This window comes from Streptomyces sp. NPDC045998 (genome assembly GCF_056430285.1).
The window spans coordinates 17570-42867 of sequence record NZ_JBWKLJ010000002.1; the positions used below are offsets into that span (position 1 = coordinate 17570).

The 25298-nt window shown below is 72.1% G+C and carries 24 protein-coding genes and 1 tRNA gene; 12 read left to right on the plus strand and 13 right to left on the minus strand.

Translation table 11 applies throughout. From position 1 onward, the window contains the following. Nucleotides 1–2: 2 nt before the first annotated feature. Both AC07FJ_RS04965 and AC07FJ_RS04970 read left to right on the plus strand, forming a co-directional pair. A complete protein-coding gene (locus AC07FJ_RS04965) occupies nucleotides 3–500 on the plus strand; it encodes a methylated-DNA--[protein]-cysteine S-methyltransferase (protein ID WP_479045351.1) in 498 nt (165 codons plus the stop codon). A gap of 98 nt (nucleotides 501–598) precedes the next feature. Continuing rightward, nucleotides 599–1516, plus strand: a complete 918-nt coding sequence (locus tag AC07FJ_RS04970; protein ID WP_479045353.1) for a PhzF family phenazine biosynthesis protein — start codon at nucleotides 599–601, stop codon at nucleotides 1514–1516. Between the two features lie 36 nt (nucleotides 1517–1552). Here the strand turns inward: AC07FJ_RS04970 and AC07FJ_RS04975 are convergent, their stop codons facing one another. Further along, nucleotides 1553–2275, minus strand: a complete 723-nt coding sequence (locus tag AC07FJ_RS04975) for an SIR2 family NAD-dependent protein deacylase (RefSeq protein ID WP_479045356.1) — start codon at nucleotides 2273–2275, stop codon at nucleotides 1553–1555. 62 nt (nucleotides 2276–2337) lie between these two features. Beyond that, complete coding sequence (locus tag AC07FJ_RS04980; protein ID WP_479045359.1) at nucleotides 2338–2829, minus strand: NUDIX domain-containing protein; 492 nt, start codon at nucleotides 2827–2829, stop codon at nucleotides 2338–2340. A gap of 99 nt (nucleotides 2830–2928) precedes the next feature. Between AC07FJ_RS04980 and AC07FJ_RS04985 the strand changes: the two genes are divergently transcribed. From AC07FJ_RS04985 to AC07FJ_RS04995, 3 genes are all read left to right on the plus strand, one after another. Continuing rightward, nucleotides 2929–2998 (plus strand) — tRNA-Asn (locus tag AC07FJ_RS04985). Nucleotides 2999–3208: 210 nt separating this feature from the next. Continuing rightward, nucleotides 3209–4816 (plus strand): TROVE domain-containing protein, encoded by a 1608-nt coding sequence (locus AC07FJ_RS04990; protein ID WP_479045362.1) that lies wholly within the window; start codon nucleotides 3209–3211, stop codon nucleotides 4814–4816. A 100-nt stretch (nucleotides 4817–4916) separates the two neighbouring features. Continuing rightward, the gene (locus AC07FJ_RS04995; RefSeq protein ID WP_479045365.1) at nucleotides 4917–6071 is read left to right on the plus strand and encodes a glycerate kinase; all 1155 of its coding nucleotides are present in this window, start codon (nucleotides 4917–4919) and stop codon (nucleotides 6069–6071) included. Nucleotides 6072–6208: 137 nt separating this feature from the next. On the opposite strand, the gene AC07FJ_RS05000 is transcribed toward AC07FJ_RS04995, so the two are convergent. Together AC07FJ_RS05000 and AC07FJ_RS05005 are read right to left on the minus strand one after the other, a co-directional pair. Next, on the minus strand, nucleotides 6209–6502 hold the full coding sequence (locus AC07FJ_RS05000) for an SCO0607 family lipoprotein (RefSeq protein ID WP_479045368.1): 294 nt from the start codon (nucleotides 6500–6502) through the stop codon (nucleotides 6209–6211). Nucleotides 6503–6588: 86 nt separating this feature from the next. After that, entirely contained in the window at nucleotides 6589–7776 is a 1188-nt protein-coding gene (locus AC07FJ_RS05005) for an RsbRD N-terminal domain-containing protein (protein ID WP_479045371.1), read from the minus strand. A 179-nt stretch (nucleotides 7777–7955) separates the two neighbouring features. On the opposite strand from AC07FJ_RS05005, the gene AC07FJ_RS05010 reads away from it, so the two are divergent. The 6 genes from AC07FJ_RS05010 to AC07FJ_RS05035 are packed head-to-tail and all read left to right on the plus strand — an operon-like array spanning nucleotide 7956 to nucleotide 13365. After that, nucleotides 7956–8753: an ABC transporter ATP-binding protein gene (locus AC07FJ_RS05010; protein WP_479045374.1), complete on the plus strand. Its 798-nt coding sequence runs from the start codon at nucleotides 7956–7958 to the stop codon at nucleotides 8751–8753. Then, nucleotides 8750–9520, plus strand: a complete 771-nt coding sequence (locus AC07FJ_RS05015) for an ABC transporter ATP-binding protein (RefSeq protein WP_479045376.1) — start codon at nucleotides 8750–8752, stop codon at nucleotides 9518–9520. The genes AC07FJ_RS05010 and AC07FJ_RS05015 overlap by 4 nt, the downstream gene beginning before the upstream one ends. After that, entirely contained in the window at nucleotides 9517–10407 is an 891-nt protein-coding gene (locus AC07FJ_RS05020; protein ID WP_479045378.1) for a branched-chain amino acid ABC transporter permease, read from the plus strand. Before AC07FJ_RS05015 ends, AC07FJ_RS05020 begins: the two co-directional genes overlap by 4 nt. Then, nucleotides 10400–11494: a branched-chain amino acid ABC transporter permease gene (locus AC07FJ_RS05025; RefSeq protein ID WP_479045380.1), complete on the plus strand. Its 1095-nt coding sequence runs from the start codon at nucleotides 10400–10402 to the stop codon at nucleotides 11492–11494. The genes AC07FJ_RS05020 and AC07FJ_RS05025 overlap by 8 nt, the downstream gene beginning before the upstream one ends. A 2-nt stretch (nucleotides 11495–11496) precedes the next feature. Continuing rightward, nucleotides 11497–12759: an ABC transporter substrate-binding protein gene (locus tag AC07FJ_RS05030; protein WP_479046882.1), complete on the plus strand. Its 1263-nt coding sequence runs from the start codon at nucleotides 11497–11499 to the stop codon at nucleotides 12757–12759. A 54-nt stretch (nucleotides 12760–12813) separates the two neighbouring features. After that, complete coding sequence (locus AC07FJ_RS05035; protein ID WP_479045382.1) at nucleotides 12814–13365, plus strand: GNAT family N-acetyltransferase; 552 nt, start codon at nucleotides 12814–12816, stop codon at nucleotides 13363–13365. Between the two features lie 67 nt (nucleotides 13366–13432). Here AC07FJ_RS05035 and pssA read toward each other — a convergent pair whose 3' ends face one another. The 9 genes from pssA to AC07FJ_RS05080 all read right to left on the minus strand — a co-directional run bounded on the left by pssA (nucleotide 13433) and on the right by AC07FJ_RS05080 (nucleotide 24315). Continuing rightward, nucleotides 13433–14296, minus strand: a complete 864-nt coding sequence (gene pssA, locus AC07FJ_RS05040; protein WP_355363306.1) for a CDP-diacylglycerol--serine O-phosphatidyltransferase — start codon at nucleotides 14294–14296, stop codon at nucleotides 13433–13435. Beyond that, on the minus strand, nucleotides 14289–14945 hold the full coding sequence (locus AC07FJ_RS05045) for a phosphatidylserine decarboxylase (RefSeq protein WP_355363238.1): 657 nt from the start codon (nucleotides 14943–14945) through the stop codon (nucleotides 14289–14291). The genes pssA and AC07FJ_RS05045 overlap by 8 nt, the downstream gene beginning before the upstream one ends. A gap of 168 nt (nucleotides 14946–15113) precedes the next feature. Next, nucleotides 15114–16319, minus strand: a complete 1206-nt coding sequence (locus AC07FJ_RS05050; RefSeq protein ID WP_355363236.1) for an acyl-CoA dehydrogenase family protein — start codon at nucleotides 16317–16319, stop codon at nucleotides 15114–15116. Nucleotides 16320–16321: 2 nt separating this feature from the next. After that, nucleotides 16322–16834, minus strand: a complete 513-nt coding sequence (locus AC07FJ_RS05055; RefSeq protein WP_361416820.1) for a MaoC family dehydratase — start codon at nucleotides 16832–16834, stop codon at nucleotides 16322–16324. Nucleotides 16835–16839: 5 nt separating this feature from the next. Beyond that, complete coding sequence (locus AC07FJ_RS05060; RefSeq protein WP_356645562.1) at nucleotides 16840–17802, minus strand: HpcH/HpaI aldolase/citrate lyase family protein; 963 nt, start codon at nucleotides 17800–17802, stop codon at nucleotides 16840–16842. Further along, on the minus strand, nucleotides 17799–19820 hold the full coding sequence (locus tag AC07FJ_RS05065) for a protein meaA (protein WP_479045385.1): 2022 nt from the start codon (nucleotides 19818–19820) through the stop codon (nucleotides 17799–17801). Before AC07FJ_RS05065 ends, AC07FJ_RS05060 begins: the two co-directional genes overlap by 4 nt. A gap of 17 nt (nucleotides 19821–19837) precedes the next feature. Then, nucleotides 19838–21175 (minus strand): crotonyl-CoA carboxylase/reductase, encoded by a 1338-nt coding sequence (gene ccrA, locus AC07FJ_RS05070; RefSeq protein WP_479045388.1) that lies wholly within the window; start codon nucleotides 21173–21175, stop codon nucleotides 19838–19840. A gap of 421 nt (nucleotides 21176–21596) precedes the next feature. Next, nucleotides 21597–22430 (minus strand): TetR family transcriptional regulator, encoded by an 834-nt coding sequence (locus AC07FJ_RS05075; protein ID WP_479045390.1) that lies wholly within the window; start codon nucleotides 22428–22430, stop codon nucleotides 21597–21599. A 103-nt stretch (nucleotides 22431–22533) separates the two neighbouring features. After that, nucleotides 22534–24315 (minus strand): 3-hydroxyacyl-CoA dehydrogenase family protein, encoded by a 1782-nt coding sequence (locus AC07FJ_RS05080; RefSeq protein WP_479045392.1) that lies wholly within the window; start codon nucleotides 24313–24315, stop codon nucleotides 22534–22536. Nucleotides 24316–24697: 382 nt separating this feature from the next. On the opposite strand from AC07FJ_RS05080, the gene AC07FJ_RS05085 reads away from it, so the two are divergent. Continuing rightward, nucleotides 24698–25288 (plus strand): adenylosuccinate lyase, encoded by a 591-nt coding sequence (locus AC07FJ_RS05085; protein WP_479046885.1) that lies wholly within the window; start codon nucleotides 24698–24700, stop codon nucleotides 25286–25288. Nucleotides 25289–25298: the final 10 nt, after the last annotated feature.

The window sequence follows — 25298 nt, forward strand, 5'->3', positions numbered from 1 at the left end:
CGATGCACCGCCAGCACACCGTGGTCGACAGCCCGTACGGCCTCCTCACCCTCGTCGCCACCGACGGGGTCCTCAGCGGGCTCTACATGACCGACCAGCGCCACCGCCCCCCGGAGGAGAACTTCGGCGACCCGGACCCGCGCCCCTTCGCCGAGGCCGTCCGCCAACTCGACGCCTACTACGCGCGCGAGCTCACCGTCTTCGACCTGCCGCTGCACCTCGACGGCACACCGTTCCAGCGCAGCGTCTGGGAGCAGCTGCGGAAGATCCCGTACGGCGAGACCCGTTCGTACGGCGAACTGGCCGTGGCCCTCGGCAAACCCGGAGCCTCCCGCGCGGTCGGCCTGGCCAACGGCAAGAACCCCATCGGCATCATCGTCCCGTGCCACCGGGTCATCGGCGCGAGCGGCGGCCTGACCGGCTACGGCGGCGGCCTGGAGCGCAAGCAGCGCCTGCTCGCGTTCGAGAGCGGTGTCCTCGAGCCCGACGCGCTCTTCTAGCGGCCGTCCCCGTGGCGGCTTCGGCGTCCAGGCCCCTGTTCGGCGTCGTCGGAACAACGGTGTGGAACCTCCGCTGTCGGAGCACTAGCGTCCCTCGCATGCGCTATCTCCACGTCGACGTCTTCAGCGGCCGCCCCTACAGCGGCAACAGCCTCGCCGTCTTCCCCGACGCCTCGCGGCTGAGCGGTGATCAGATGCAGCGGATCACCAAGGAGTTACGGCACTTCGAATCCGTCTTCCTCGCCCCGGACGACACGGCGGACGGCGGCTGGACGGCGCGGGTCTTCGACCTCGTCGAGGAGCTCGACTTCGCCGGGCACCCCGTGATCGGGGCGGCCTGCGTCCTGCACGCCCTGCACGGCGCCGGCGACAGCGAGACCTGGTCGCTGCGGCTGAAGGCCCGCACCGTGGAGGTCGCGACGCGGCGGCGCGGGGCGACGCGGTACGCGAGCGTGTTGGACCAGGGGCCGGCCGCGTTCCTCGGCCGACCGGCCGTGGCGGCTGAGGCGGCTGTGGCGGACGCGGCGGCTGAGGCGGACGCTGCGGTCGCGCACGACCTCGCGTCGTGGTTCTCGCTGGACGCCGGCGACCTGGATGCGGACCTGCCGCCGGAGGTCGTGTCGACCGGCCTGCGCTACCTCGTCCTGCCGGTCCGCCCCGGCGCACTGGCCCGCGCCCGGATCGACGCGGACCTCTCGGCCCGACTGGCCGGGCTCGGCGCCCAGTACGCCTACCTCATCGACGCGGCCGCCCTGGAGGCCAGGCACTGGACCAACGACGGACGCACCGAGGACGTCGCCACCGGCAGCGGCGCCGGCTGCGCCGCCGCCTACCTGCGCCGCCACGCCCGGACCGGCGACGGCGAGGAGGTGGTCCTGCGGCAGGGGCGGTTCACCGACCGGCCCAGCCGCATGCTGGTCAGCGCGCACGGCCACGGGGAGCACATCCACTCGGTGAAGGTCGGCGGCGACGTCGCGTTCGTCGCCGAGGGCCGCCTGTTGGCGCTGCCCGACTGACCGCAGATTTCCCCCGGCTCCGCAGGACATCCCTCCTCAGCTCGGCAGCCGCCCCAGCAACTCCGGCAGCGCCGTGCCGATCGGCTCCCGTACGACCTCGTCGGCGAGTGCGTCGTACGGCGTCGGCTCGGCGTTCACGATGATCAGCCGCGCCCCGTGCTCGGCCGCGATGCCCGCCAGCGAGGCGGCCGGCTGCACCTGGAGCGTCGAACCGACCGCGAGGAAGACCTCGGCCGCCTTGGCGATCGACATCGCCTCGCCCAGCACCACCGGGTCGAGCCGCTCCCCGAACATCACCGTCGCCGACTTCAGGATCCCGCCGCACGCCTCGCACGCCGGGTCCTCCTCACCCGCCTCCACCCGCGCCAGCGCGTCCGCCATCGAGGAGCGCGCATGGCAGCGGGTGCACACCACCGCCCGCGCGGTGCCGTGCAGTTCGAGCACCTTGCGGTCGGGCATCCCGGCCAGCTGGTGGAGGCCGTCCACGTTCTGCGTGAGCACCCGCACCGCGAAGCCGGGGGTGCGCTCGAGCTCGGCGACGGCCCGGTGGGCGGCGTTCGGCTCGGCCCGCAGGGCCGCGCTGTCGCGGCGCATCCGCCACGAGCGGCGCCGGATCTCAGGATCGGCCATGTAATAGTCGTACGTGACGAGCTTCTCCGCATCCGGATCGCGCCGCCACAGGCCGTTCGGGCCCCGGTAGTCACTGATGCCCGAGTCCGTGGAGATGCCGGCACCGCTGAGGATCGCGACGAGAGTCATGCCGCGAGCGTAAGCAGCACCCGGCCGCCCCCGCGAACGCCTTTTCCGGCGGCGGTCAGCGGCTACCTCGCGCGCGGCGGGCGCCCGTGCTCCAGCTCCACCGGGCCCCCGCCGTCCGCCAGCGCGTCGAGGGCGTGCAGCACGCGCGGACCGAGCGCGCCCAGCAGGTACGTCGGCAGCTCCGCGCGCTCCACCAGCTTCCAGGAGACCAGCTCCTCCTCCTGGAGGCGGATCGCCCGGAACTGCTCCCCGCTGAGCACACCCCCGTCGTACACGTACGACACGATCGGCGGCCGCCCGGGCCCCGGCACCCAGTCCACCGCGAGCAGCGCGCCCAGTTCCACGTCGAGGCCGATCTCCTCCAGCGTCTCCCGCCGGGCCGCCTGCCGCGGGGTCTCGCCCGCGTCCGACTCGATGGTGCCGCCGGGCAGCGTCCACCCCTCACGGTAGTTCGGCTCGACGAGCAGCACGCGCCCCTCCGCGTCCCGGAAGAGCGCGGCGGCCCCGGCCAGAACGCGGGGCAGACCGGCGATGTACGTTGCGTAGTCGCTCACGACGGCCAGCCTAACCGCCGTCGACCAGGCGAAACGTTCCCGGAACCGGCTCGCGGATAATCCGTGGCGCTCGAACAGGTGACTGCCTACAGTGATCAACGTCCAGGTGCGAAGGCAGGACCTACTTCCACTGTTAATGGGGCGGCCGCGGGTTCGAGTCCCGTCACCGGCTTCGGGCCGGTGTAGCTCAGTTGGTAGAGCACCACTGTCGGTTCCGCCGACCTCGATCTCTGGACACCTGTACGTCACGCACCTCCCGGTGCGCCGGACCGCGGCTCCTTCCTGTAGAGAACGCACGCCGCGGCCACTTTGATCTCGGGAGGCGCGGCGGTGCGCTCTGCCGCGCGTCCCCACCGAATTCGGGGGGATTCACCACATCATGGCCCGCTTCAACACCCGTGCCTCGGCCGCCGTGGCCGCCGCGGTCGCCGTGGCCCGCGCGGTCTCGCCCGTGCGCTCCACCGGTAGCGCCACCACCCACCAGGGCGGCACCGGCGTGCTGCGCGACCCGCGCTCCGAGCTGTTCCTGCTGGCCGTCGCCAACTTCGTCACGCAGAACACCTTCTACGAGTCCGCCGAGGACCGCGACGACCGGTTCGCCGCGCTCGTCCGCACGCTCGCCGTCGAAGACCCCGAGTGGACCGCCGGACTGCTGGGCTGGCTGCGCGGCGAGGGCAACCTGCGGACCGCCTCCCTCGTCGGCGCCGCCGAGTACGTCAAGGCACGCCTCGACGCCGGCGCCACCGAGGGCCCCACGGGCCGCCAGGTCATCGCCTCCGTCCTGCAGCGCGCCGACGAGCCCGGCGAGCTCCTCGGCTACTGGACCTCCCGGTACGGGCGCAACGTGCCCAAGCCGGTCAAGCGGGGCATCGCGGACGCTGTCCGGCGCCTCTACACCGCCCGGTCGCTGCTGAAGTACGACACGGCCGCCAAGGGCTACCGCTTCGGCGACATCCTCAACCTCGTGCACGCCGCGCCCGACCCGGCGAAGCAGCCGTGGCAGGGCGAGCTGTTCCGGTACGCCCTCGACCGCCGCCACCACCCGGAGACCGCGCTCCCGCCCGCCTCGCACCGCATGCTCACCGCCCACCGGGCGCTGATGGAGCTGCCGGTCGCCGAGCGCCGCGCCGTGGTCACCGGGCCGGGCGGGGCCGAGCGGCTCGCGGAGGCGGGCATGACCTGGGAGGCCCTCGCCGGCTGGCTCCAGGGCCCGCTGGACGCCGCCGCCTGGGAGGCGGTCATCCCCTCCATGGGCGTGATGGCCCTGCTGCGCAACCTGCGCAACTTCGACCAGGCGGGCGTCAGCGACGAGGTCGCCGCGCGCGTCGCGGCGAAGATCTCCGACCCGGAGACCGTCGCCGCCTCCCGGCAGTTCCCGTTCCGCTACCTCGCGGCGTACCAGCACGCGCCCTCGCTGCGCTGGTCCTACCCGCTGGAGCAGGCACTCGGCCACTCGCTGGCCAACGTGCCGGCGCTGCCCGGCCGCACCCTCGTCCTGGTCGACCGCTCCGGCTCGATGTGGGAGCCGCTGTCCGCCCGCTCGGAGCTGAACCGCGCGGACGCGGCCGCCGTCTTCGGCACGGCGCTGGCGCTGCGCGCCGCCGACGCGGACCTGGTGCAGTTCGGCACCACCAGCAGCCGCGTGGAGTGCCGCGCGGGCGAGTCCGTGCTGAAGGTGCTGGACCGCTTCGGCGACCTGGGCGGCACCAACACCACCGAGGCCGTACGCGCGCACTACCGCGGCCACGACCGGGTGCTGATCGTCACCGACGAGCAGGCCACCTACAGCCACTACGGCGACCCGACCGCGCAGGTCCCGGCGGACGTGCCGGTCTACACCTGGAACCTCGCGGGCTACCGCCCCGGCCACGCGCCCTCCGGCCGGGACAACCGGCACACCTTCGGCGGCCTGACGGACGCGGCTTTCCGGATGGTGCCGCTGCTGGAGGCCGGGCGGGCGGCCCACTGGCCCTGGTCACGGGCCTGACCAGCGGGTCCGTACGCCGGACAGGGGTGGCACAGCCTCCGGCAGTACGGATAGGGTCGGCCTCGGCGCGACTGCCTGTTCGATAGCAAGGGATGCAAGGGTGACGGACGGAGCAGTAACTGAGGCCGCGCGTGTACTCGTCGCGGCTGACAAGTTCAAAGGTTCGCTCACGGCCGTACAGGTCGCGGAGCGGGTGACGGCCGGGCTCCGGCACGTCGTCCCCGGGCTCGAGGTGGAGACCCTGCCCGTAGCCGACGGCGGCGACGGCACGGTCGCGGCCGCCGTCGCGGCCGGGTTCGAACGGCGTGAGGTACGGGTCACCGGCCCGCTCGGCGAGCCGGTGACCGCCGCGTACGCGCTGCGCGACACCACGGCCGTGGTGGAGATGGCGGAGGCCTCCGGCCTCCAGCTGCTGCCCGAGGGTGTCTTCGCGCCGCTGACCTCCACCACGTACGGCTCCGGCGAGCTGCTCGCCGCCGCGCTCGACGCGGGCGCGCGCACCATCGTCTTCGGCGTGGGCGGCAGCGCCACCACCGACGGCGGCGCCGGCATGCTCGCCGCCCTCGGCGCGCGCTTCCTCGACGCGGACGGCAAGCCCGTCGGCCCGGGCGGCGGCGCCCTGCGCGACCTCGCGACCGCCGACCTGTCGGGCCTCGACGCCCGCTTCAAGGACGTGGAGCTGGTCCTCGCGAGCGACGTCGACAACCCGCTGACCGGCCCGAAGGGCGCGCCCGCCGTGTACGGGCCGCAGAAGGGCGCCTCGCCCGAGGACGTGGCCGAGCTCGACGCGGCCCTCGCCCACTTCGCCGAGGTCCTCGCCGACGCCATCGGCCCCCGGGCCACCGAGCTCGCCGCCTCCCCGGGCGCGGGCGCGGCCGGCGGCATCGGCTACGGCGCGCTGGTCGGCCTCGGCGCGAGCTTCCGCGCCGGCATCGAGGTCATGCTGGACGTCCTCGGCTTCGGCCCCGCGCTCGACCGCGCGACCCTCGTCATCACCGGCGAGGGCTCCCTCGACGAGCAGACCCTCCACGGCAAGGCCCCCGCCGGTGTCGCGGCGGCCGCCCGCGCCGCCGGCATCGAGGTCGTCGCGGTCTGCGGCCGCCTCGCCCTCCAGCCCGAGGCCCTCGGCAGGGCCGGCATCCGCCGCGCCTACCCGCTGACGGACCTGGAGCCGGACACGGCGAAGTGCATCGCGGAGGCGGGACCCCTGCTGGAGCGCCAGGCGGCGAACATCGCCCGCGACTTCCTGTCGTAACCCCTCACCGCACACGTACCGCCCCCGGACCGGCAGCCGCCGGCCCCCGGGGGCGGTGGCGTATCCGGGGGAGGGGGCGGGGGCTGGCACGACGAAGCGATCGCCGCGTTCGCCGACCTCCGGGTAGCCCTCGAACTTCAGACCGCGGGCTGCGGGACGATCCGGCCCCGCTCGTCGAGGGTCTTGTCGTCCCAGTAGCGGTCCCACTCGTCGCCTACGTACTCGGGGACCTTGCCCTCCGGGTAGCGGGCCCAGCCCTCCCCGGGTTCCTCGCCGTCGGGGACGCAGTCGCCGCCCGAGTTGTTCACCGCGAGCACGGGGTAGTGGTCGGGCGGGCAGACCCGCTCCCGGTACGCGCAGCCGGTCAGCAGCAGCGCCGCGACGGCGCCGGTGAGGGCGAGGCAGGGGAGGGAGCGGCGGTACGGCGGCATGGTGCGGGAGCCTCTCTCGTCGGTGTGCGCCCAGTGTGGCCAACCTGCCCGTCCGCGGGGTGAGTACGCGTACTCACATGGCGTACTCACCCCGCCGTCAGGCGGAACGCGTCCAGCGCCAGCGTCATCTCCGTCAGGTCCCTCGGCCGCGACAGCGACCGCGAGGTGAGCTGCTCCAGGCGGCGCAGCCGGTTGAAGACCGTGTTCCGGTGGCAGTACAGGCGGCTCGCCGCCCGCCCCGCCGAGCCCTCGCAGTCGAGCCACACGTCGAGGGTCTCCAACAGCACCGCCCGGTCCGCCGGGTCCAGCTCCAGCAGGGCGCCCAGGACCTCGGAGACCAGCAGGGACGCCAGCTCCGGCTGGCTGACCACCAGCGCCCCGGCCATCCGCCGGTCCAGCCGGACGATGGACGGGGCGTCGGGCGGGCAGGTGCGCAGCGCCAGTTCCGCCAGGCGCCGCGCCCTGCCCAGCTCCGTCAGGCCCGACACCACCGGGCTGACGCCACCGGGGCCCGGGCAGCGGCCCTCCATCAGCTCCACCAGGGCGTCGAGCCCCGTGTCGTCGGCCAGCGACACCACGCCGATCTCGCAGTCCGTCCGCATCCGCCAGACGAACCGCAGCCCCGGCCCCGCCAGCCGCCGGTGCGCCACGTCCCGCCGCTCGGTGCGCAGCACCACCACGGCGTAGCGCCCCCGCTCGGGCAGGTCCAGGCCCGCCGCGGCCCGCGCCGAGACCTCCGGCGACCGGCCGCCGTCCAGCAGGGCGTCGAGCAGCGCCTGGAGCTGTTCGTCGGTACGGCGCCGCAGCTCCCGCTCCGTGACGCGGTACGCCTCCGACGCGGTGTCGGTCTGCGCGTCCACCGCCGACCACACCATCGTCGCGGCCTGCATCAGCGCGGCGAGCCGCCCCGCGTCCGCGCCCGCGTCCTCCAGCAGCGCGTCCCACACCAGGTGCCCGGCGAGCCGGTAGGCGTGCACCACCAGCTCCAGCGGCAGCCCCTGCTCGGCGCGCCGCCGCCCCAGCCACTCCGCGTGCTCCAGGTCGCGGCGGGGCGCGGCCCGCGGCGCCGAGATCATCTCGATGCCGATGCGCATCGCGTCGCGCGCCTCCTGCCAGTGCTGGTCGTAGCCGATGATCCGCTCGTACACGGGGGAGTGCGCGTGCAGCTCCCGCAGGTGCCGGTCCACCAGCTCCGGCAGCCGCTCCAGCAGCTCCTTGCACGCCTGGCCGAGCAGCTTCCAGTCGTCTCCGGTACGTGGTCCACGGGCTCCCATGGCCGGAGGATGCCACCTCCGCACCCCATTCGGCATGCCCCTGACACGTGGTGTTGTGCGCGTGCACAACCCGCCGCCGCGCCCGCTGGGCACCGGCAGCGATTCGGACGGCCCACGTGGACGGGGGACCCGCCCCGGTGCTGGGGTGAGCGCCACCGAACAAGCATCGAGGGGGTTCCATGAGTGCTGCCGCCCTGCGGGTGCGGGGTCTGACAGCCGGGTACGGCAAGGTGCGGGCCCTGCGCGACGTCTCGCTGGACGTACCGGAAGGCACCGTCGTCGCCGTCCTCGGCGGCAACGGCGCAGGCAAGTCCACCCTGCTGCGCGCCCTGTCGCGCACGCTGGCCTTCCACGGCGGCGCCGCCACCGCCGGCACCGTCGCCTTCGCCGGCCGCCCCCTGCACGGCCTGCCGCCCGACCGGGTCGTCGCCGCCGGGCTGTGCCACGTACCCGAGGGCCGCCAGGTCTTCACCCGCATGACCGTCGAGGACAACCTGCGCGCGGGCGCCCTCGCCGCGAGCAGAGGCACGAAGGCGGAAGCCCTGCGCCGCGTCCACGCCCTCTTCCCCGTCCTCGCCGCACGCGCCCGCCAGCGCGCCGGCCTTCTCTCCGGCGGCGAACAGCAGATGCTTGCCGTCGCCCGCGCCCTCATGGCCTCCCCGCGCCTGCTCCTCCTCGACGAGCCGTCCCTCGGCCTCGCGCCCCTGATGGCCGCCCGGATCGCCGACACCGTCCGCGAGATCCACGCCCAGGGCACCTCCGTCCTCCTCGTCGAGCAGAACGCCGCCCTCGCCCTGCGCCTCGCGACCCACGCGTACGTCCTCGAAGTCGGCGAGGTCACGGCCGCGGGACCCGCCGCCGAACTCGCCGCATCCGACGAGATACGCCGCCGCTACCTCGGCGTCGTGGACGAGCGGGCGGCCGACGGCCCGTCACCCGCCCACGCCCGGCGGCTGGCCCCCTGGGAGGGGGCGTGACCACCCTCGAAGTCCGCGACCTCACCGTACGGTTCGCCGGCCTCACCGCCCTCGACGGCGTCGGCTTCACCGTGCGCCCCGGCACCGTCCACGCCGTCATCGGCCCCAACGGCGCCGGCAAGTCCACCACCTTCAACGTGCTCTCCGGCGTCTACCGCGCCACCTCCGGCAGCGTCCGCTTCGACGGCCACGAGCTCACCGGCCTGCCCCCGCACCGCATCGCCGCTCTCGGCGTCGCCCGCATCTTCCAGAACCTGGCCCTGCCGCCCCGCGCCACCGTCGCCGACGCGCTGATGCTCGGCCGCCACCGCCTCACCCGCGCCGGGTTCCTCGCCACCGGACTCCGGCTGCCGTCCGCCACCCGCGAGGAGGCCCGCCACCGCGCCCGCGTCCGCGAGATCGCCGACTTCGTGGGACTCGCCGACCGGCTCGACCAGCCGGCCGCCTCCCTCCCGTACGGGCAGCAGAAGCTCGCCGAACTGGCCCGCGCGCTGTGCATGGAGCCCAGGCTCCTGCTGCTCGACGAGCCGGTCGCCGGCATGACCGCCGACGAACGCCGCCGCACCGCCGCCGTCATCGCGGGCGTCCGCGACAGCCTCGGCATCTCCATCGTCCTCGTCGAACACGACATGGGCGTGGTGATGCGCCTCGCCGACACCGTCACCGTCCTCGACTTCGGCCGCCGCATCGCCGACGGCGCCCCCGTCGACGTGCAGAACGACCCGGCCGTCGTCCGCGCCTACCTCGGAGAGGACACCGCCGAGTGACCACCTTCACCGAACTCCTGCTCAACGGGCTCTCCCTCGGGTCCGTCTACGCCCTCATCGCGCTCGGCTTCGTCGTCATCTTCCGCGCCACCGAGGTCGTCAACTTCGCCCACGCCTCCCTGCTCCTCGCGGGCGGGTACGTCACCGCCGTCCTCCACGAGCGTCTCGGCTTCTGGCCCGCCCTCGCCGCCGGGATCGCGGGCGCCGCGCTCGTCGGCGCCGCCGTCGAGTTCCTGGTGATGCGCCGCCACCGGGGCGCCGACCACAGCGTCCTCGCCATCGTCACCATCGGCGTGGACATCCTCCTCACCACCGAGCTCACCCGCCGCATCGGTACGGAGGTGCTCGCCCTCGGCGACCCGTGGGGCGACGCGGTGGTGAGCCTCGGCCCGGTCACCCTCGCCCAGACGCGGATCGCCGCGTTCGTCGCCGCCGCGCTGCTCATCACGGCGTTCCTGCTCGCCTTCCGGTTCACCTCCTGGGGCGTCGCCATGCGCGCCGCCGCCGAGTCCCCGTCCACGGCCGCGCTGATGGGCGTACGCCTCGGGCGGGTCTCGCTCGGCGCGTGGGCGGTGGCCGGGGGCCTCGCCGCCGTCGCGGCCCTCTTCCTCACCGTCTTCCCCACACCCGGACTGGAGCGCTCCACCTCCCTCGCCGCGCTCAAGGCCTTCCCCGCCGCCATCCTCGGCGGCCTCGACTCCACCACCGGCGCGCTCGTCGGCGGGCTGCTCGTCGGCGTCACCGAGTCCCTCGCCACCGGCTACCAGAGCGACCTGGCCTTCCTCGGCCGCGGCATCGGCGACCTGGCGCCCTACCTCGTCATGGTCGCGGTCCTGCTGATCCGCCCCGCGGGGCTCTTCGGCACGAAGGAGCTCGCCCGTGTCTGACACCCTCTCGAAAAGAAGCTCCCAGGGGCTCACCCGTCCGCGTACGTACGCGTGGGTACTCGCCACGGCCCTCCTCCTCGCCCTGCCCTTCTACCTCGACCGCTTCTGGCTGCAGGCCGGCCTCTTCGCCATGGCCGCCGCGATCGGCGCCGTCGGCATCAACCTCCTCACCGGCGCCACCGGGCAGCTGTCCATGGGGCACGCCTTCTTCCTCGCCGTCGGCGCGTACGGCTACTGCGCCCTCGCCGGGGACGGCACCGACGGGCTCGCCGGACTCGGCCTGCCCGGCTGGCTCGCCGCCGTCGGCGCGGTGGCGCTGGCGGGCGCGGCCGGCGGGCTGTTCAGCCCGATCGCGGGGCGGCTGCGCGGCCCGTACCTCGGCATCGCCACCCTCGCGCTGATCTTCATCGGCCAGCACGTGCTGTTCAACGCCCACGACCTGACCGGCGGCTTCAACGGCCGCGCCGTCCCGCCGCTCAGCCTCCTCGGCGTCACCTTCGACGACACCGAGCTCCTCGTCGCGGCGGTCCCGTTCGGCGCCGCCGAGAAGCTCTGGTACCTGGGACTGGTGCTGCTCGCGGCCTCCGCCCTCTTCGCGCGCGGCGTGCTGCGCGGCAGGCCCGGGCGGGCGCTCAACGCCATCCGGGACCACCGCATCGCGGCCGGGGTGCTGGGCATCCCGGTCGCCCGCTACCGCGCGGCGGCGTTCGTGCTGTCGTCCATGTACGCCGGGCTCGCCGGGGTGCTGCTGGCGCTGGTCTTCCAGCGGACCGTGCCCGAGTACTTCGGCATGCTGCTCTCGCTGGAGTACCTCGCCATGATCGTCATCGGCGGGCTCGGCTCGGTGGCGGGCGCGGTGGCCGGCGGCGTCTTCGTCTCCCTGCTGCCGCAGCTGCTGAACCGCTACAGCGACGCCCTGCCCCTGGTCTCCGCCCCCGGCACGGGCGGCGTCGCCCCGGGCGAGGCCGCGCGCTACCTGTACGGCGCCGCCGTCGTCGCGGTGGTGCTCTTCCTGCCCGGCGGCCTGGCCGGCCTCGCCGCCCGGCGTCCCGTACGACCCTCAGGTACTCCAGCGGAGGAACGATGACCATGCTCAGACACCGGCGGCTCGCCGCCGCCCTCACCGCGCTCGTCGCCCTGACCGCCGGGGTCGGAGGATGCAGCTCCAAGGCGAAGACCGGCACGCAGGGCGCGGCCGGCGCCGACGGCGTGAAGACCGGCGAGGGCGTCGACGCGAAGACGATCCGGCTCGGCGCGCTCACCGACATGACCGGTGTGTACGCCACCCTCGGCAAGAGCATCACCCAGGCCCAGCAGCTGTACGTCGAGCAGCTCAACGCCGCGGGCGGCGTCTGCGGCCGCACCGTGGAACTCACCGTCCGCGACCACGGCTACGACCCGCAGAAGGCCCTCGCCGGGTACACCGAGCTGGAGCCGAAGGTGCTGGGCTTCCCGCAGTTCATCGGCTCGCCGTTCGTGGCCGCCGTCAAGCAGCGGATCGACGGCGACAAGGCGCTCGTCCTGCCGCAGGCCTGGTCGGCCGAGCTGCTCGGCAGCCCGCACATCCGGGTGATCGGCACCACGTACGACATCGAGACGATCAACGCCGTCGACTTCCTGATGAAGGAGAAGGGCCTGCGGAAGGGCGACAAGCTCGGCCACGTCTACTTCGAGGGCGACTACGGCGAGAACGCCCTCGCGGGCTCGCAGCACATGGCCGGGCAGGCCGGGTTGACGGTGGTCGAGCAGAAGGTCAAGCCGACCGACAACGACATGTCGGCGCAGGTCGCGGCGCTCAAGCAGGCCGGGGTCAAGGCGGTCCTCCTCAGCACGGGCCCCCGCCAGGCCGCCTCCTTCGTGGGCGTCGCCGCGGCCGTGAAGCTCGCCGTTCCGGTCATCGGCAACAACTCCGCCTTCTCCCCGCAGCTCCTGGGCACCCAGGCCGGGCCGGCGCTGGAGAAGGCGTACTACGTCGCCACACCCAGCCTGCCCATCGGCGCCGACGCCCCGGCCGCCCGCAAGCTGGCGGCGGACTACCGCGCCGCCTACCCGAAGGACTCCCTCGACAACGGCGTCGTCGCGGGCTGGTCCGCCGCCCAGGTCTTCGGCGAGGCCCTGAAGAAGGCGTGCGCGGCCAAGGACCTGACCCGCGAGGGCGTCGGCAAGGCCCTGCTGACCCTGAAGGCCCACGACCCGGGCTTCGGCATGACGCACGACTTCTCCGACCCCAAGGCGCCGTCGTCCCGGCAGAGCGCCATCCTCCAGCCCGACAAGACCGTCCCCGGCGGGGCCAGGGTGGTCCGGCAGCCGCAGGCCGCCGAGGCCGCGCAGGGCTTCACCCCGGGCGGCTGACCGGAAGGGAGGCCCCGTCACCGCGCCGAAACCCGGGCGTGTGAAGCTCGCCCCATGAGTGATCACCCCGACCCGCAGCACCGCATCGAGCCCCTCACCGCGCGGCGGATCCACGCCGACGCGGCCGAGGGGCTCGCCGCGCTCCTGGTCGACGCCGTCGACGGCGGCGCCTCCGTCGGCTTCCTCGCCCCGCTGAGCGCCGCGGAGGCGGCCTCCTGGTGGCGCGGCGCCGCCGAGGAGACCGAGCGGGGCGTACGGACCGTCTGGGCGTCGTACGGACCCGACGGCGCGGTCTCCGGCACGATCAGCCTCGTCCGGGCGGGCCTGCCCAACCAGCCGCACCGCGCCGACATCGCCAAGCTCCTGGTGCACCGCGCGGCCCGGGGCCGGGGGCTGGGCCGCCGCCTGCTGGAGACGGCCGAGCGCGCGGCCGCCGCCGAGGGCCGCACCCTGCTGGTGCTGGACACCGAGACGGGCAGCGGCGCCGAGAGCCTCTACCGGAAGGCGGGCTGGACCCGGGCCGGCTCCATCCCCGGCTACGCCCTCACCCCGGACGGCGTCCCGCACCCGACGACGTACTACTACAAGGTCCTGGACCGGCCCTGAGCACAGCGGAAGGGCCCGGGTGCTTGGGGAAAGCACCCGGGCCCTTCTCACATCCGTACGACGGGGACTACGGCAGCTGCGCCGCCCGCGCCTCCCGGCTCACGCGCCGGTTGTCGCGGAAGGTGTTCACCCGCCGGGCCGTCGCGAAGAGGGGGATCACCGCGCCCAGCACGACCTGCAGCGCGCAGCCGGTCTGGAGCAGCAGCTGGCCGCCCGGCGCGTCGAACGCCCACGCCGCCAGCAGACCCATCGCCCCGACGATCCAGCTGAGCATCGCCACCGCGAGGATGCCCCGCGGCTTGGGGTACTCGACCCGGCTGACCATCAGCCACGCCGTGCCGATGATCGCCAGCAGCGTCGGGATGAACGGCAGCTCCAGCAGCACGATCGACACGACCGTCAGCGCGCCGAACGGAGACGGCATGCCCTGGAACATGCCGTCCTTCATGGTCACGCAGCTGAATCTGGCGAGCCTCAGCACCACCGCCAGCAGCACCACGATCGCGGCCACCGCCGAGACCTTCTGGTGGGCGTCGTCCGCGACCATCCCGTACACGAGTACGAAGTACGCCGGGGCGAGCCCGAAGCTGATCAGGTCCGACAGGTTGTCCAGCTCCGCGCCCATCGGCGAGCTGCGCAGCTTGCGCGCCACCAGCCCGTCGAAGAGATCGAAGATCGCCGCGAGGAGCATCAGGATCACGGCCGTCGCGGCGCTGTGCCGCGCCATGCCGGTCTCCTGGCTCCCGGTGAGGTGCGGGATCAGGATGCCGGTGGTGGTGAAGTACACCGCCATGAAGCCGCACGTGGCGTTGCCCAGCGTGAGGGTGTCCGCTATTGAGAGACGCAGCGACAGCGGCATCTCCTCGGCTTCCTCCACGATGTCCGCCTCGGCGTCGGCCACCCAGTCGGCCCGTGTGTCGGGATCAATCACGGTCAATTCGAGTCACCCCCGCGGTCGTGGTCTGACCGACCTCGACTGCGACGTCGACACCTTCCGGAAGGTAGATGTCAACGCGCGATCCGAAGCGGATCAGACCGATGCGCTCGCCCTGCTCGACCTTGGTCCCCTGCGGGACGTACGGCACGATGCGGCGCGCGACCGCACCCGCGATCTGCACCATCTCGATGTCACCGAGCTCGGTGTCGAAGTGCCAGACAACGCGCTCGTTGTTCTCGCTCTCCTTGTTGAACGCCGGCACGAAGCCGCCGGGGATGTGCTCCACCGACGTCACCGTGCCCGCCAGCGGGGCGCGGTTCACGTGGACGTTCAGCGGGCTCATGAAGATGGCGACCCGGGTGCGCCCGTCCTTCCACGGCATGATGCTCTGCACCACCCCGTCGGCGGGCGAGATGACCCTGCCCTGCGCGATCTCGCGCTCGGGGTCGCGGAAGAACCACAGCATGCCCGCCGCGAGCGCGGTGGTGGGCACGGCGATGGCCGCGGCACGCTTGGAACGGCGCGCGCGGGCAAGACTGAGTGCTGCGGTGGCGACGGTCGGCAGAAGCCACGGCGATGCTCCGCGAGCGATACGCACGCCAAATCGGCTGTCGCGAGGTGCAGAGGTTTGGCTGTGGGGCATGGATGACCTTCGTAGCGGATGATGCCGCGCGGATGCGGGGGACGGCGGCTTTTCGGCGATGCTATCGGTTGCGGGCCGCAACTGGGCAAGCCAGAAGCCGAGTCGGCGGCCGGAAGAAGATGACAGGGTGTGATCTTCTTCGCGGCCGAACCGACCGAAAAGCGACAATCACCCCTGGAACCGGTACTCCTCGAGCAGCCGACGCCCAATGATCATTTTCTGGATTTCGGCGGTACCTTCACCGATGAGCAGCATCGGAGCCTCTCGGTAGAGACGCTCGATCTCGTACTCCTTCGAGAACCCGTAGCCACCATGGATACGGAAGGCATCCTCCACGACCTCTTTGCAGTACTCGGAGGCGAGGTACTTCGCCATCCCTGCTTCCAGGTCGTTTCGCTCCCCGGAGTCCTTTTTGCGAGCTGCGTTCACCATCATGGCATGAGCGGCCTCGACCTTGGTAGCCATTTCGGCCAGCTTGAACTGGATCGCCTGGTGCTGAGCGATCGGCTTCCCGAAAGTGTGACGTTGCTGGGCATACGAGACACCCAGCTCGAAGGCACGCTGAGCGACGCCACAGCCACGCGCCGCCACGTTCACGCGCCCCACCTCGACGCCGTCCATCATTTGGTAAAACCCTCGGCCGGTGACCCCGCCGAGCACACGATTGGCCGGAATGCGCAGTCCGTCCATGATGAGCTCGGTGGTGTCGACCCCCTTGTAGCCCATCTTGTCGATCTTCCCCGGGATGGTCAGGCCGGGCCGGACCTCTCCGAAGCCGGGCTCCTTCTCCACGAGGAAGGTCGTCATCGACTTGTGGGGGGCGGTGCCCTCGGGGTGTCCTTCATCACTTCGGACGAGGACGGCCACAAGCGTTGACGTTCCGCCGTTCGTGAGCCACATCTTCTGGCCGTTCAGGACGTACTCGTCGCCGTCCTTGACCGCCTTCGACGTGATCGCCGACACATCGGAGCCGAGCCCCGGCTCCGACATCGAGAAGGCGCCCCGCACCTCGCCGGCCGCCATCCGGGGCAGGAAGGTGTCCTTCTGCTCCTGCGTGCCGTGCTGCTTGAGCATGTACGCGACGATGAAGTGGGTGTTGATGATGCCCGAGACGGACATCCAGCCGCGCGCTATCTCCTCCACGCACAGCGCGTACGTGAGCAGGGACTCGCCCAGCCCCCCGTACTCCTCCGGGATCATCAGGCCGAAGACACCCAGCTCCTTCAGACCGTCGACGATCGCCTGCGGGTACTCGTCGCGGTGCTCCAGCTCCGTGGCGACCGGGATGATCTCCTTGTCGACGAAGTCACGGACCGTGGAGAGGATCTCCTGCTGGACATCGGTCAGACCGTGGGTCTGGGCGAGTCGGGCCATGGCTACTTCTCCTGCACCTTCGGTTCCGGGCGGCCGGGCTGCTCGCCGCCGCGCTCCTTGATGTACTGCTCCGTCGGCACCATCACCTTGCGGCGGAAGACGCAGACCAACGTGCCGTCCTGCTTGTAGCCCTTGGTCTCGACGTACACGATCCCGCGGTCGCTCTTCGACTTCGACGGCGTCTTGTCGAGGACGGTGGTCTCGCCGTAGATGGTGTCGCCGTGGAAGGTCGGCGCCACGTGGCGCAGCGACTCGATCTCCAGGTTGGCGATCGCCTTGCCGGAGACGTCCGGCACGGACATGCCCAGCAGGAGCGAGTAGATGTAGTTGCCGACGACGACGTTCTTCCCGAAATCCGTCGTCTTCTCCGCATAGTTCGTGTCCATGTGGAGGGGGTGGTGGTTCATCGTCAGCAGGCAGAAGAGGTGGTCGTCGTACTCGGTGACCGTCTTCCCGGGCCAGTGCTTGTAGACGGCACCGACTTCGAACTCTTCGTACGTACGGCCGAACTGCATGGTGCTCACGCCTCCGGGGCTTCGAACTTCGACGTACGGGTCATGCCGGCGGCGCGGCCCTTGCCGGAGATGACGAGCGCCATCTTGCGGCTGGCCTCGTCGATCATCTCGTCGCCGAGCATCGCGGAGCCCTTCTTGCCGCCCGCCTCGGACGTGTAGTACTCGTACGCGTCCAGGATCAGCTCGGCGTGGTCGAAGTCCTCCTGGGAGGGCGAGAACACCTCGTTCGCCGCGTCGACCTGACCCGGGTGGAGCACCCACTTGCCGTCGAAGCCGAGCGCGGCGGCGCGGCCGGCGACCGCGCGGAAGCCGTCCACGTTCTTGATCTGAAGGTACGGGCCGTCGATCGCCTGCAGATCGTTGGCGCGGGCCGCCATCAGGATCTTCATCAGGATGTAGTGGTACGCGTCCGCCGGGTAGCCGGGCGGCTGTTCGCCGACGACCAGCGACTTCATGTTGATGGAGGCCATGAAGTCCGCCGGGCCGAAGATGATCGTCTCGATGCGCGGCGAGGCCTGCGCGATCGCGTTGACGTTGTTGAGGCCCTGGGCGTTCTCGATCTGCGCCTCGATGCCGATCCGGCCGACCTCGAAGCCCATCGTCTTCTCGATCTGGGTGAGGAGGAGGTCCAGCGCCACGACCTGCTCGGCGGTCTGCACCTTCGGCAGCATGATGCAGTCGAGGTTCGGGCCCGCGCCCTCGACGACCGTGACCACGTCGCGGTACGTCCACTCGGTGGTCCAGTCGTTGACCCGCACGACCCGGGTCTTGCCCGTCCAGTCGCCCTCGTTGAGGAACTTGACGATGGTGTGCCGCGCCTCCGGCTTGGCGAGCGGCGCGCACGCGTCCTCCAGGTCCAGGAAGACCTGGTCGGCGGGGAGGCCCTGGGCCTTCTCCAGGAACCGCGGGTTGGAACCGGGGACCGCCAGGCACGAGCGGCGCGGGCGGAGACGGTTGACGGTCGTCATGCGGGGACCTCCGAGCTTTCTACGGGGTTGAGCTTGTTCGCTTTCCGGATCTCGTCGACGATACGGCCGATGATCTCGGTGATACCGAAGTCCTTCGGGGTGAAGACGGCGGCCACCCCCGCCCGCTTCAGTTCGGCGGCGTCGGCGTTCGGGATGATCCCGCCGACGATCACCGGGATGTCCGACGCGCCGGCCTCACGCAGCCGGGCCAGTACGTCGGGGACCAGCTCGGCGTGCGAGCCGGACAGGATGGACAGTCCCACGCAGTGCACGTCCTCCGCCAGGGCGGCGTCCACGATCTGCTCGGGCGTCAGCCGGATGCCTTGGTAGACCACCTCGAAGCCGGCGTCCCGCGCACGCACCGCGATCTGCTCGGCGCCGTTGGAGTGCCCGTCCAGGCCCGGCTTGCCGACCAGCAGCCGCAGCCGCCCCGCGCCCAGCTCGGACGCCGTCCGCGTCACCTTCTCGCGTACGGCGGCGAGCGGGGTGCCCTCCTCGGCGGCGACCGCCACCGGCGCGGACGACACACCCGTCGGCGCCCGGAACTCGCCGAAGACGTCCCGCAGCGCCCAGGCCCACTCCCCGGTGGTGACGCCCGCGCGGGCGCACTCCAGGGTCGCGGGGAACAGGTTCTCGTCCCCGGCCGCCGTCGCCTTCAGCCGGGCCAGGGCCTCCTGGGCCCGGCCCTCGTCGCGGTTGTCGCGCCACTCGTGCAGCTTCGCGACCACGCGCGCCTCGTTGGCCGGGTCCACCGTCATGATCGCGGTGTCCAGGTCGGCGGTGAGCGGGTTGGGCTCGGTCGTCTCGAAGATGTTCACGCCGACGATCTTCTCCTCGCCGGCCTCGATCCGGGCCCGCCGCTCGGCGTGGGAGGAGACCAGCTGCGACTTGAGGTAGCCCGACTCGACGGCGGCCATCGCGCCGCCCATCTCCTGGATCCGCTCGATCTCCGCGAGGCACTCGGTGACCAGGGCGTCCACCTTGGCCTCGATGACGTGCGAGCCGGCGAAGATGTCGTCGTACTCCAGCAGGTCGCTCTCGTGCGCCAGCACCTGCTGGATGCGCAGGGACCACTGCTGGTCCCAGGGGCGGGGCAGGCCCAGGGCCTCGTTCCACGCTGGGAGCTGCACGGCACGGGCGCGGGCGTCCTTCGACAGCGTCACGGCCAGCATCTCCAGGACGATGCGCTGGACGTTGTTCTCCGGCTGCGCCTCGGTCAGCCCGAGCGAGTTGACCTGCACGCCGTAGCGGAAGCGGCGCTGCTTGGGGTCCTCGATGCCGTACCGCTCGCGCGTGATCGTGTCCCAGATGCGGCCGAAGGCGCGCATCTTGCACATCTCCTCGATGAAGCGGACGCCCGCGTTCACGAAGAAGGAGATCCGCGCGACGACGTCGCCCTTCCGCTCCTCGGGCACCTGCCCGGAGGCGAACACCGCGTCGAGGACGGCGATCGCCGTGGACATGGCGTACGAGATCTCCTGGACCGGAGTGGCGCCCGCCTCCTGCAGGTGGTAGCTGCAGATGTTGATCGGGTTCCACTTCGGGATGTGGTTCACCGTGTAGGTGATCATGTCGGTGGTCAGGCGCAGGGACGGACCCGGCGGGAAGACGTGCGTCCCGCGCGACAGGTACTCCTTGACGATGTCGTTCTGCGTCGTCCCCTGGAGCCTGGTGATGTCCGCGCCCTGCTCCTCGGCGACCACCTGATAGAGCGCCAGCAGCCACATGGCGGTGGCGTTGATGGTCATGGACGTGTTCATGCGCTCCAGCGGGATGTCCTGGAACAGCCGGCGCATGTCACCGAGGTGCGAGACCGGGACCCCGACCCGGCCCACCTCGCCGCGGGCGAGGATGTGGTCGGGGTCGTACCCGGTCTGCGTCGGCAGGTCGAACGCGACCGAGAGGCCGGTCTGGCCCTTGGCGAGGTTGCGCCGGTACAGCTCGTTCGACGCCTCCGCCGTGGAGTGACCGGCGTACGTCCGCATGAGCCACGGCCGGTCCTTCTGACGCTCTGTCATCTAGGAAACCTCAGACCTCAGACGTTACGGAAGCGGTTGATGGCGTCGATGTGCTGGTCCCGCATCTCCTGGTTCTTCACGCCCAGGCCCTCCTCGGGCGAGAGGCACAGCACGCCGACCTTGCCCTGGTGGAGGTTGCGGTGGACGTCGTACGCGGCCTGGCCGGTGTCCTCCAGGGAGTACACCTTCGACAGGGTGGGGTGGATCTTGCCCTTGGCGATCAGGCGGTTGGCCTCCCACGCCTCGCGGTAGTTGGCGAAGTGGGAGCCGACGATCCGCTTCAGCGACATCCACAGGTAGCGGTTGTCGTACTCGTGCATGTAGCCGGAGGTGGAGGCGCAGGTGGTGATGGTGCCGCCCTTGCGGGTGACGTAGACGCTGGCGCCGAAGGTCTCCCGGCCGGGGTGTTCGAAGACGATGTCGATGTCCTCGCCGCCGGTGAGCTCGCGGATGCGCTTGCCGAAGCGCTTCCACTCCTTGGGGTCCTGGGTGTGCTCGTCCTTCCAGAACTTGTAGCCTTCGGCGTTGCGGTCGATGATCGCCTCGGCGCCCATGGAGCGGCAGATGTCGGCCTTCTGGTCGCTGGAGACGACGCAGATGGGGTTGGCGCCGCCGGCCAGGGCGAACTGGGTGGCGTACGAGCCGAGGCCGCCGCTGGCGCCCCAGATGAGCACGTTGTCGCCCTGCTTCATGCCGGCGCCGTTGCGGGAGACCAGCTGGCGGTACGCGGTCGAGTTGACCAGGCCCGGTGCCGCCGCCTCCTCCCAGCTGAGGTGGTCGGGCTTGGGCATCAGCTGGTTGGACTTGACCAGCGCGATCTCCGCCAGGCCGCCGAAGTTGGTCTCGAAGCCCCAGATGCGCTGCTCGGGGTCCATCATCGTGTCGGAGTGGCCGTCGGGGCTCTCCAGCTCCACGCTCAGGCAGTGCGCGACCACCTCGTCGCCCGGCTTCCAGGCGTTGACGCCGGGGCCGGTGCGCAGGACGACGCCCGCCAGGTCGGAGCCGATGATGTGGTACGGCAGGTCGTGCCGCTTGGCGAGCGGCGAGACCTTTCCGTACCGCTCCAGGAAGGCGAAGGTCGAGACCGGCTCGAAGATCGACGTCCACACGGAGTTGTAGTTGACCGAGGACGCCATGACGGCCACCAGGGCCTCGCCCGGGCCCAGTTCGGGCAGCGGCACGTCGTCGAGGTGCAGCGACTTGCGCGGGTCCTTCTCGCGCGTGGTGAGACCGGCGAACATCTCGGTCTCGTCCTTGTGCACGGTCACCGCGCGGTACGACTCGGGGAGCGGCAGTGCGGCGAAGTCGGCGGACGTGGTGTCCGGCGACTGGATCGCGTCCAGGATTTCCTTCACGGTGTTGCCTCCGGCGAAGAAGCGTCTTGAGGGGAGACGCTGGGTTGAACGTCGGGGAAGTGCTGCTGCTGGGGGGTGTGTGCCGTCGGTTCGGCGGGTGGTGCTCGGCTTGGCAGCGCTGGGTGGTGCGCGAAGAGTGCCTGTGACGCAGGCGTCCGGGCGCGCGACAACGATGTTGTGCGGGGACAGCCGGCGTGCGAGGAGTTCTCTGCACGCCGGCCGCCCGGACAACATCAACGTATGACACCGCGTGCCAGGCCGCAAGACACTGAGTGCCAACAATTTCTCTCAGATGTCATCTGCCGGTCACAGATGAGCGATGATCGATCGGAAGGCGGTTCTCCAGGCGGTTTCGGCACGCCAAACGCCCGCCGGGCTCGACGGTGACGTCGAGCCCGGCGGGCGTGGGGAAGGGGAGCGGCTAGCCGTGTTCCTTCAGGGTGCGCTCGATGCTGCGCATGATCTCCTCCAGCGGCGCGTCCGTGCGGGCCACCGTCACCAGCACGTCGCCGGTGGTGCTCGCCGTCGCGGCCGGTGCCGGGGCCGGGGTGCTCCCGGCGCCCGAGCGGCCGGCGCCTATGCCGGTGCCGAAGGTCTCCCGCACGATCGCGAAGGCGTGGTCCAGCTGGGCCTCCACGTCGCCCTGGCCGCCGGCCCGCAGCCAGCGGCGCAGCACGTGGTTGTGCGCCGTGACCACCGCCGACGCGGCCACCTCCGCCAGCAGCGGGTCGTCGTTGCCGTCGTGGTGGTCGCGTTCGTCGAAGTGGCCCAGCAGATAACGCGTGAACAGCCGTTCGTAACGGGCCACCGAGGCGATCTCGCGCTCCCGCAGGGTGGGCACCTCGCGGGTGAGGCGGTAGCGCGCGACCGAGACCGAGGGGGACGCCGCGTACATCTTCATGACTTCCTTGATGCCCCGGCAGACCGTGTCCAGCGGGTGCTCGTGCGGCGGGGCGGCGTTCAGCACCGCCTCGGCGCGCACCAGGGTGTCGTCGTGGTCGGGGAAGATCGCCTCTTCCTTGGAACGGAAGTGGCGGAAGAAGGTCCGGCGGGCGACTCCCGCCGCGGCGGCGATCTCGTCGACCGTCGTCGCCTCGTACCCCTTGGTCGCGAACAGTTCCATGGCCGCGGCCGCGAGCTCGCGGCGCATCTTGAGCCGCTGCGCGGCGGCGCGGCTGCCCGCGGCACTCTCCGGGGCGTCGGACGAGGAGGCGGCACGAGGGGGTCGGCGGGCGGCATCAGCGGGCTGGGACATGACCTGAACGTACTGCATCGGTGCAGGAGACCGCGCCTGTGGGGCCGGGCTGCCCGACCGCTCGGCCGCCCCGCCGAGCAGCCCGCCCCACTCCCCGTACGGCTCAGCGCCGGGCATATTCGCGGAAACCGCGCCCCGTCTTCCGGCCCAGGCAGCCGGCCGCCACCAGGTGCTCCAGGAGGGGGGCCGGCGCCAGGCCGGGGTCGCGGAACTCGCGGTGCAGCACCCGCTCGATGGCGAGCGAGACGTCCAGGCCCACCACGTCCAGCAGCTCGAAGGGCCCCATCGGGTAGCCGCCGCCCAGCCGCATCGCGGCGTCGATGTCGTCGAGCGAGGCGTAGTGGTTCTCGACCATCTTGATCGCGTTGTTCAGGTACGGGAAGAGCAGCGCGTTCACGATGAAACCGGCCCGGTCGCCGCAGTCCACCGGGTGCTTGCGGATCTTCGCGGTCACCTCGCGCACGGTGGCGTGGACGTCGTCGGCGGTCAGGACCGTACGGACGACCTCCACCAGCTTCATCGCGGGCGCCGGGTTGAAGAAGTGCATCCCGATCACGTCCTGCGGGCGCGAGGTGGCGCGTGCGCAGGCGACCACGGGCAGGGAGGAGGTGGTGGTGGCGAGCACCGCGCCCGGCTTGCAGACCTTGTCGAGCGTGGCGAACAGCTGCCGCTTGACCTCCAGGTCCTCGGCCACCGCCTCCACGGCGAGGTCGACGTCGGCGAAGGCGTCCAGGGAGCCGGCGGGGGTCACGCGGGCGAGCGCCTCGTCGGCCGCCTCGGCGGTCAGCCTGCCCTTCTCGACGGAGCGCGCGAGCGACTTCGCGATGCGCCCCTTGGCCGTCTCGGCCTTCTCGAGCGAGCGGGCGGCCAGGACCACGGCGTACCCGGCCTTCGCGAAGACCTCCGCGATGCCGCTCGCCATGGTGCCGGAGCCCGCGACGCCGACGGAGCGGACCTCGCGGACCTCGCCGGTGGCGGCGGTCTCCGAGGGAGTGAGCGCGTCGCGCACCACGACGCCGCTGCCCGGCTCCTCGTACGTGTAGAAGCCCCGGCCCGCCTTACGGCCCGTCAGGCCCGCCTCGCTCAGGTGCCGGAGGACCGGCGCGGGGGCGTGCAGGCGGTCGCCGGACTCGGCGTACATCGCGTCCAGGACCGTACGGGCGGTGTCGATGCCGATCAGGTCGAGCAGGGCGAGCGGGCCCATCGGCAGGCCGCAGCCCAGCCGCATCGCGGCGTCGATGTCCTCGCGGGAGGCGTACCGCGACTCGTACATCGCCGCGGCCTGGTTCAGGTAGCCGAAGAGGAGGCCGTCGGCGACGAAGCCGGGCCGGTCGCCGACGGCGACGGGCTCCTTGCCGAGCTGATGGGCGAGGTCCGTGACGGCGGCGACGGCCTGCGGGGCGGTCAGCACCGAGGACACCACCTCGACCAGCTTCATCGCCGGGGCCGGGTTGAAGAAGTGCAGGCCCAGCACGCGCTCGGGGTGCGCGGAGTCGGCGGCGAGCCGCGTGACCGACAGGGCGTTGGTGCCGGTGGCAAGGATCGCGTCCGGGCGGACGATGCCGTCCAGCTCCCGGAAGACCTGCTGCTTGAGCTCGTACGACTCGGGCACGACCTCGATCACGAGGTCGGCGTCGGCGGCGGCCCGGAGGTCGGAGAAGGTGCGGAAGCGGGCGAGGATGTCGCGCCGCTCCTCCTCGGTGATCCGCTCACGGGCCACGGAGCGGGCGGTGGCGGCCTCCAGGCAGCCGACGGCACGGCGGGCGGCGGCCTCGCTGACGTCGATGCCGATGACCTCACGGCCCGCCCGGACGAGAACCTCGGCGATGCCGGAGCCCATCGTGCCCAGACCGACGACGGCGATGGTGGAGAGAGGGGTGTCCATCACGGGACTCCAGGGATGAGTGACGACTGAATGAGGGGCGCGGGCGCGCACGGCGGCGATGCGTGCGGTGCGGTGCCTCGCGGAGCGCGTGCGTTCTCGGCGTGAGCGCGCGTGCACATGAGGTGCGTTCGCGCTGCCGCGCGTCGCGCGCGGGTCGCGGTGAAGAAGCGACGGACCCTGTCCCGGAGCCACGTCGTACAGAGGTGCCAGGTGTGCCGAACCGACGGACACGGCGCTCGCGGCGGCTGCGTCACCAGGCCGCCGTGAGTGCGTTCGCGGGTGTGTCCCGCTCACTTGAGATTAACTGGCGGGTAACGAGCGCGCCAGTCCTGGGAACTCCCCGGTCAATGTGATGCTCGCTACGCTGACGGCCATGACGGCCGTGGATGAGGAGTTCCGCTCGCTCGTGGACCGGTTGCGGGGCGAGGCGGAGGGGGCGGGCGCGTCGGACGCGTACGAACGGCTCGTCGCCGTCGACGACCCGGAGGAGCTCGCGGCGGTGCTCACGCGGGGCGGCCAGCCGCTGTGGGCGCGCGAGCTCGCGGCGTTCCGGCTGGGGCTCGCCGGTGACCGGCGCGCGTTCGAGGCGCTGGTGCTGCTGCTGAACCACCGGGACCCGGAGCGCTGCGTCTCCGCCGCGTACGCGCTGGCGCGGCTGGGCGACCCGCGGACGGCGCGGGCCGCCGCCGCCCTCGCCACCAACGAGCTGCGCGTCGCCTACGCGCTCACGCCGGTACGGCTGTTGGCCCGGCTGCGGGCACCCGAGTCCGTACCGGCGCTGGTCACGGTCCTGGAGCGGCGCCTCGCCGATCCGGCCGACCCGTACTGGCGGGTGGCGGTCGCCTGCGCGGAGGGCCTGGGCGCCTTGGGCGACGCCCGCGCCCGGCCGGTCCTCGAAGCGGCCCGCCTCCGCCCACGCCTGGCCCCGGCCGCCACGGAGGCGCTCACGCGCCTGGGGCGGCCGGGGCCGTAGAAGGTGTCTT

Bases quoted from the DNA above. Each gene is read 5' to 3' on its own strand.
- AC07FJ_RS05065 (WP_479045385.1), bottom strand. From the start codon at position 19,820: ATGACAGAGCGTCAGAAGGACCGGCCGTGGCTCATGCGGACGTACGCC.
- AC07FJ_RS04965 (WP_479045351.1), top strand. From the start codon at position 3: ATGCACCGCCAGCACACCGTGGTCGACAGCCCGTACGGCCTCCTCACC.
- AC07FJ_RS04970 (WP_479045353.1), top strand. From the start codon at position 599: ATGCGCTATCTCCACGTCGACGTCTTCAGCGGCCGCCCCTACAGCGGC.
- AC07FJ_RS05055 (WP_361416820.1), bottom strand. From the start codon at position 16,834: ATGCAGTTCGGCCGTACGTACGAAGAGTTCGAAGTCGGTGCCGTCTAC.
- AC07FJ_RS05050 (WP_355363236.1), bottom strand. From the start codon at position 16,319: ATGGCCCGACTCGCCCAGACCCACGGTCTGACCGATGTCCAGCAGGAG.
- AC07FJ_RS04975 (WP_479045356.1), bottom strand. From the start codon at position 2,275: ATGACTCTCGTCGCGATCCTCAGCGGTGCCGGCATCTCCACGGACTCG.
- AC07FJ_RS05045 (WP_355363238.1), bottom strand. From the start codon at position 14,945: ATGCCCCACAGCCAAACCTCTGCACCTCGCGACAGCCGATTTGGCGTG.
- AC07FJ_RS05010 (WP_479045374.1), top strand. From the start codon at position 7,956: ATGAGTGCTGCCGCCCTGCGGGTGCGGGGTCTGACAGCCGGGTACGGC.
- AC07FJ_RS05035 (WP_479045382.1), top strand. From the start codon at position 12,814: ATGAGTGATCACCCCGACCCGCAGCACCGCATCGAGCCCCTCACCGCG.
- AC07FJ_RS05030 (WP_479046882.1), top strand. From the start codon at position 11,497: ATGCTCAGACACCGGCGGCTCGCCGCCGCCCTCACCGCGCTCGTCGCC.
- AC07FJ_RS05080 (WP_479045392.1), bottom strand. From the start codon at position 24,315: ATGGACACCCCTCTCTCCACCATCGCCGTCGTCGGTCTGGGCACGATG.
- AC07FJ_RS05000 (WP_479045368.1), bottom strand. From the start codon at position 6,502: ATGCCGCCGTACCGCCGCTCCCTCCCCTGCCTCGCCCTCACCGGCGCC.
- AC07FJ_RS05060 (WP_356645562.1), bottom strand. From the start codon at position 17,802: ATGACGACCGTCAACCGTCTCCGCCCGCGCCGCTCGTGCCTGGCGGTC.
- AC07FJ_RS05005 (WP_479045371.1), bottom strand. From the start codon at position 7,776: ATGGGAGCCCGTGGACCACGTACCGGAGACGACTGGAAGCTGCTCGGC.
- AC07FJ_RS04990 (WP_479045362.1), top strand. From the start codon at position 3,209: ATGGCCCGCTTCAACACCCGTGCCTCGGCCGCCGTGGCCGCCGCGGTC.
- AC07FJ_RS05075 (WP_479045390.1), bottom strand. From the start codon at position 22,430: ATGTCCCAGCCCGCTGATGCCGCCCGCCGACCCCCTCGTGCCGCCTCC.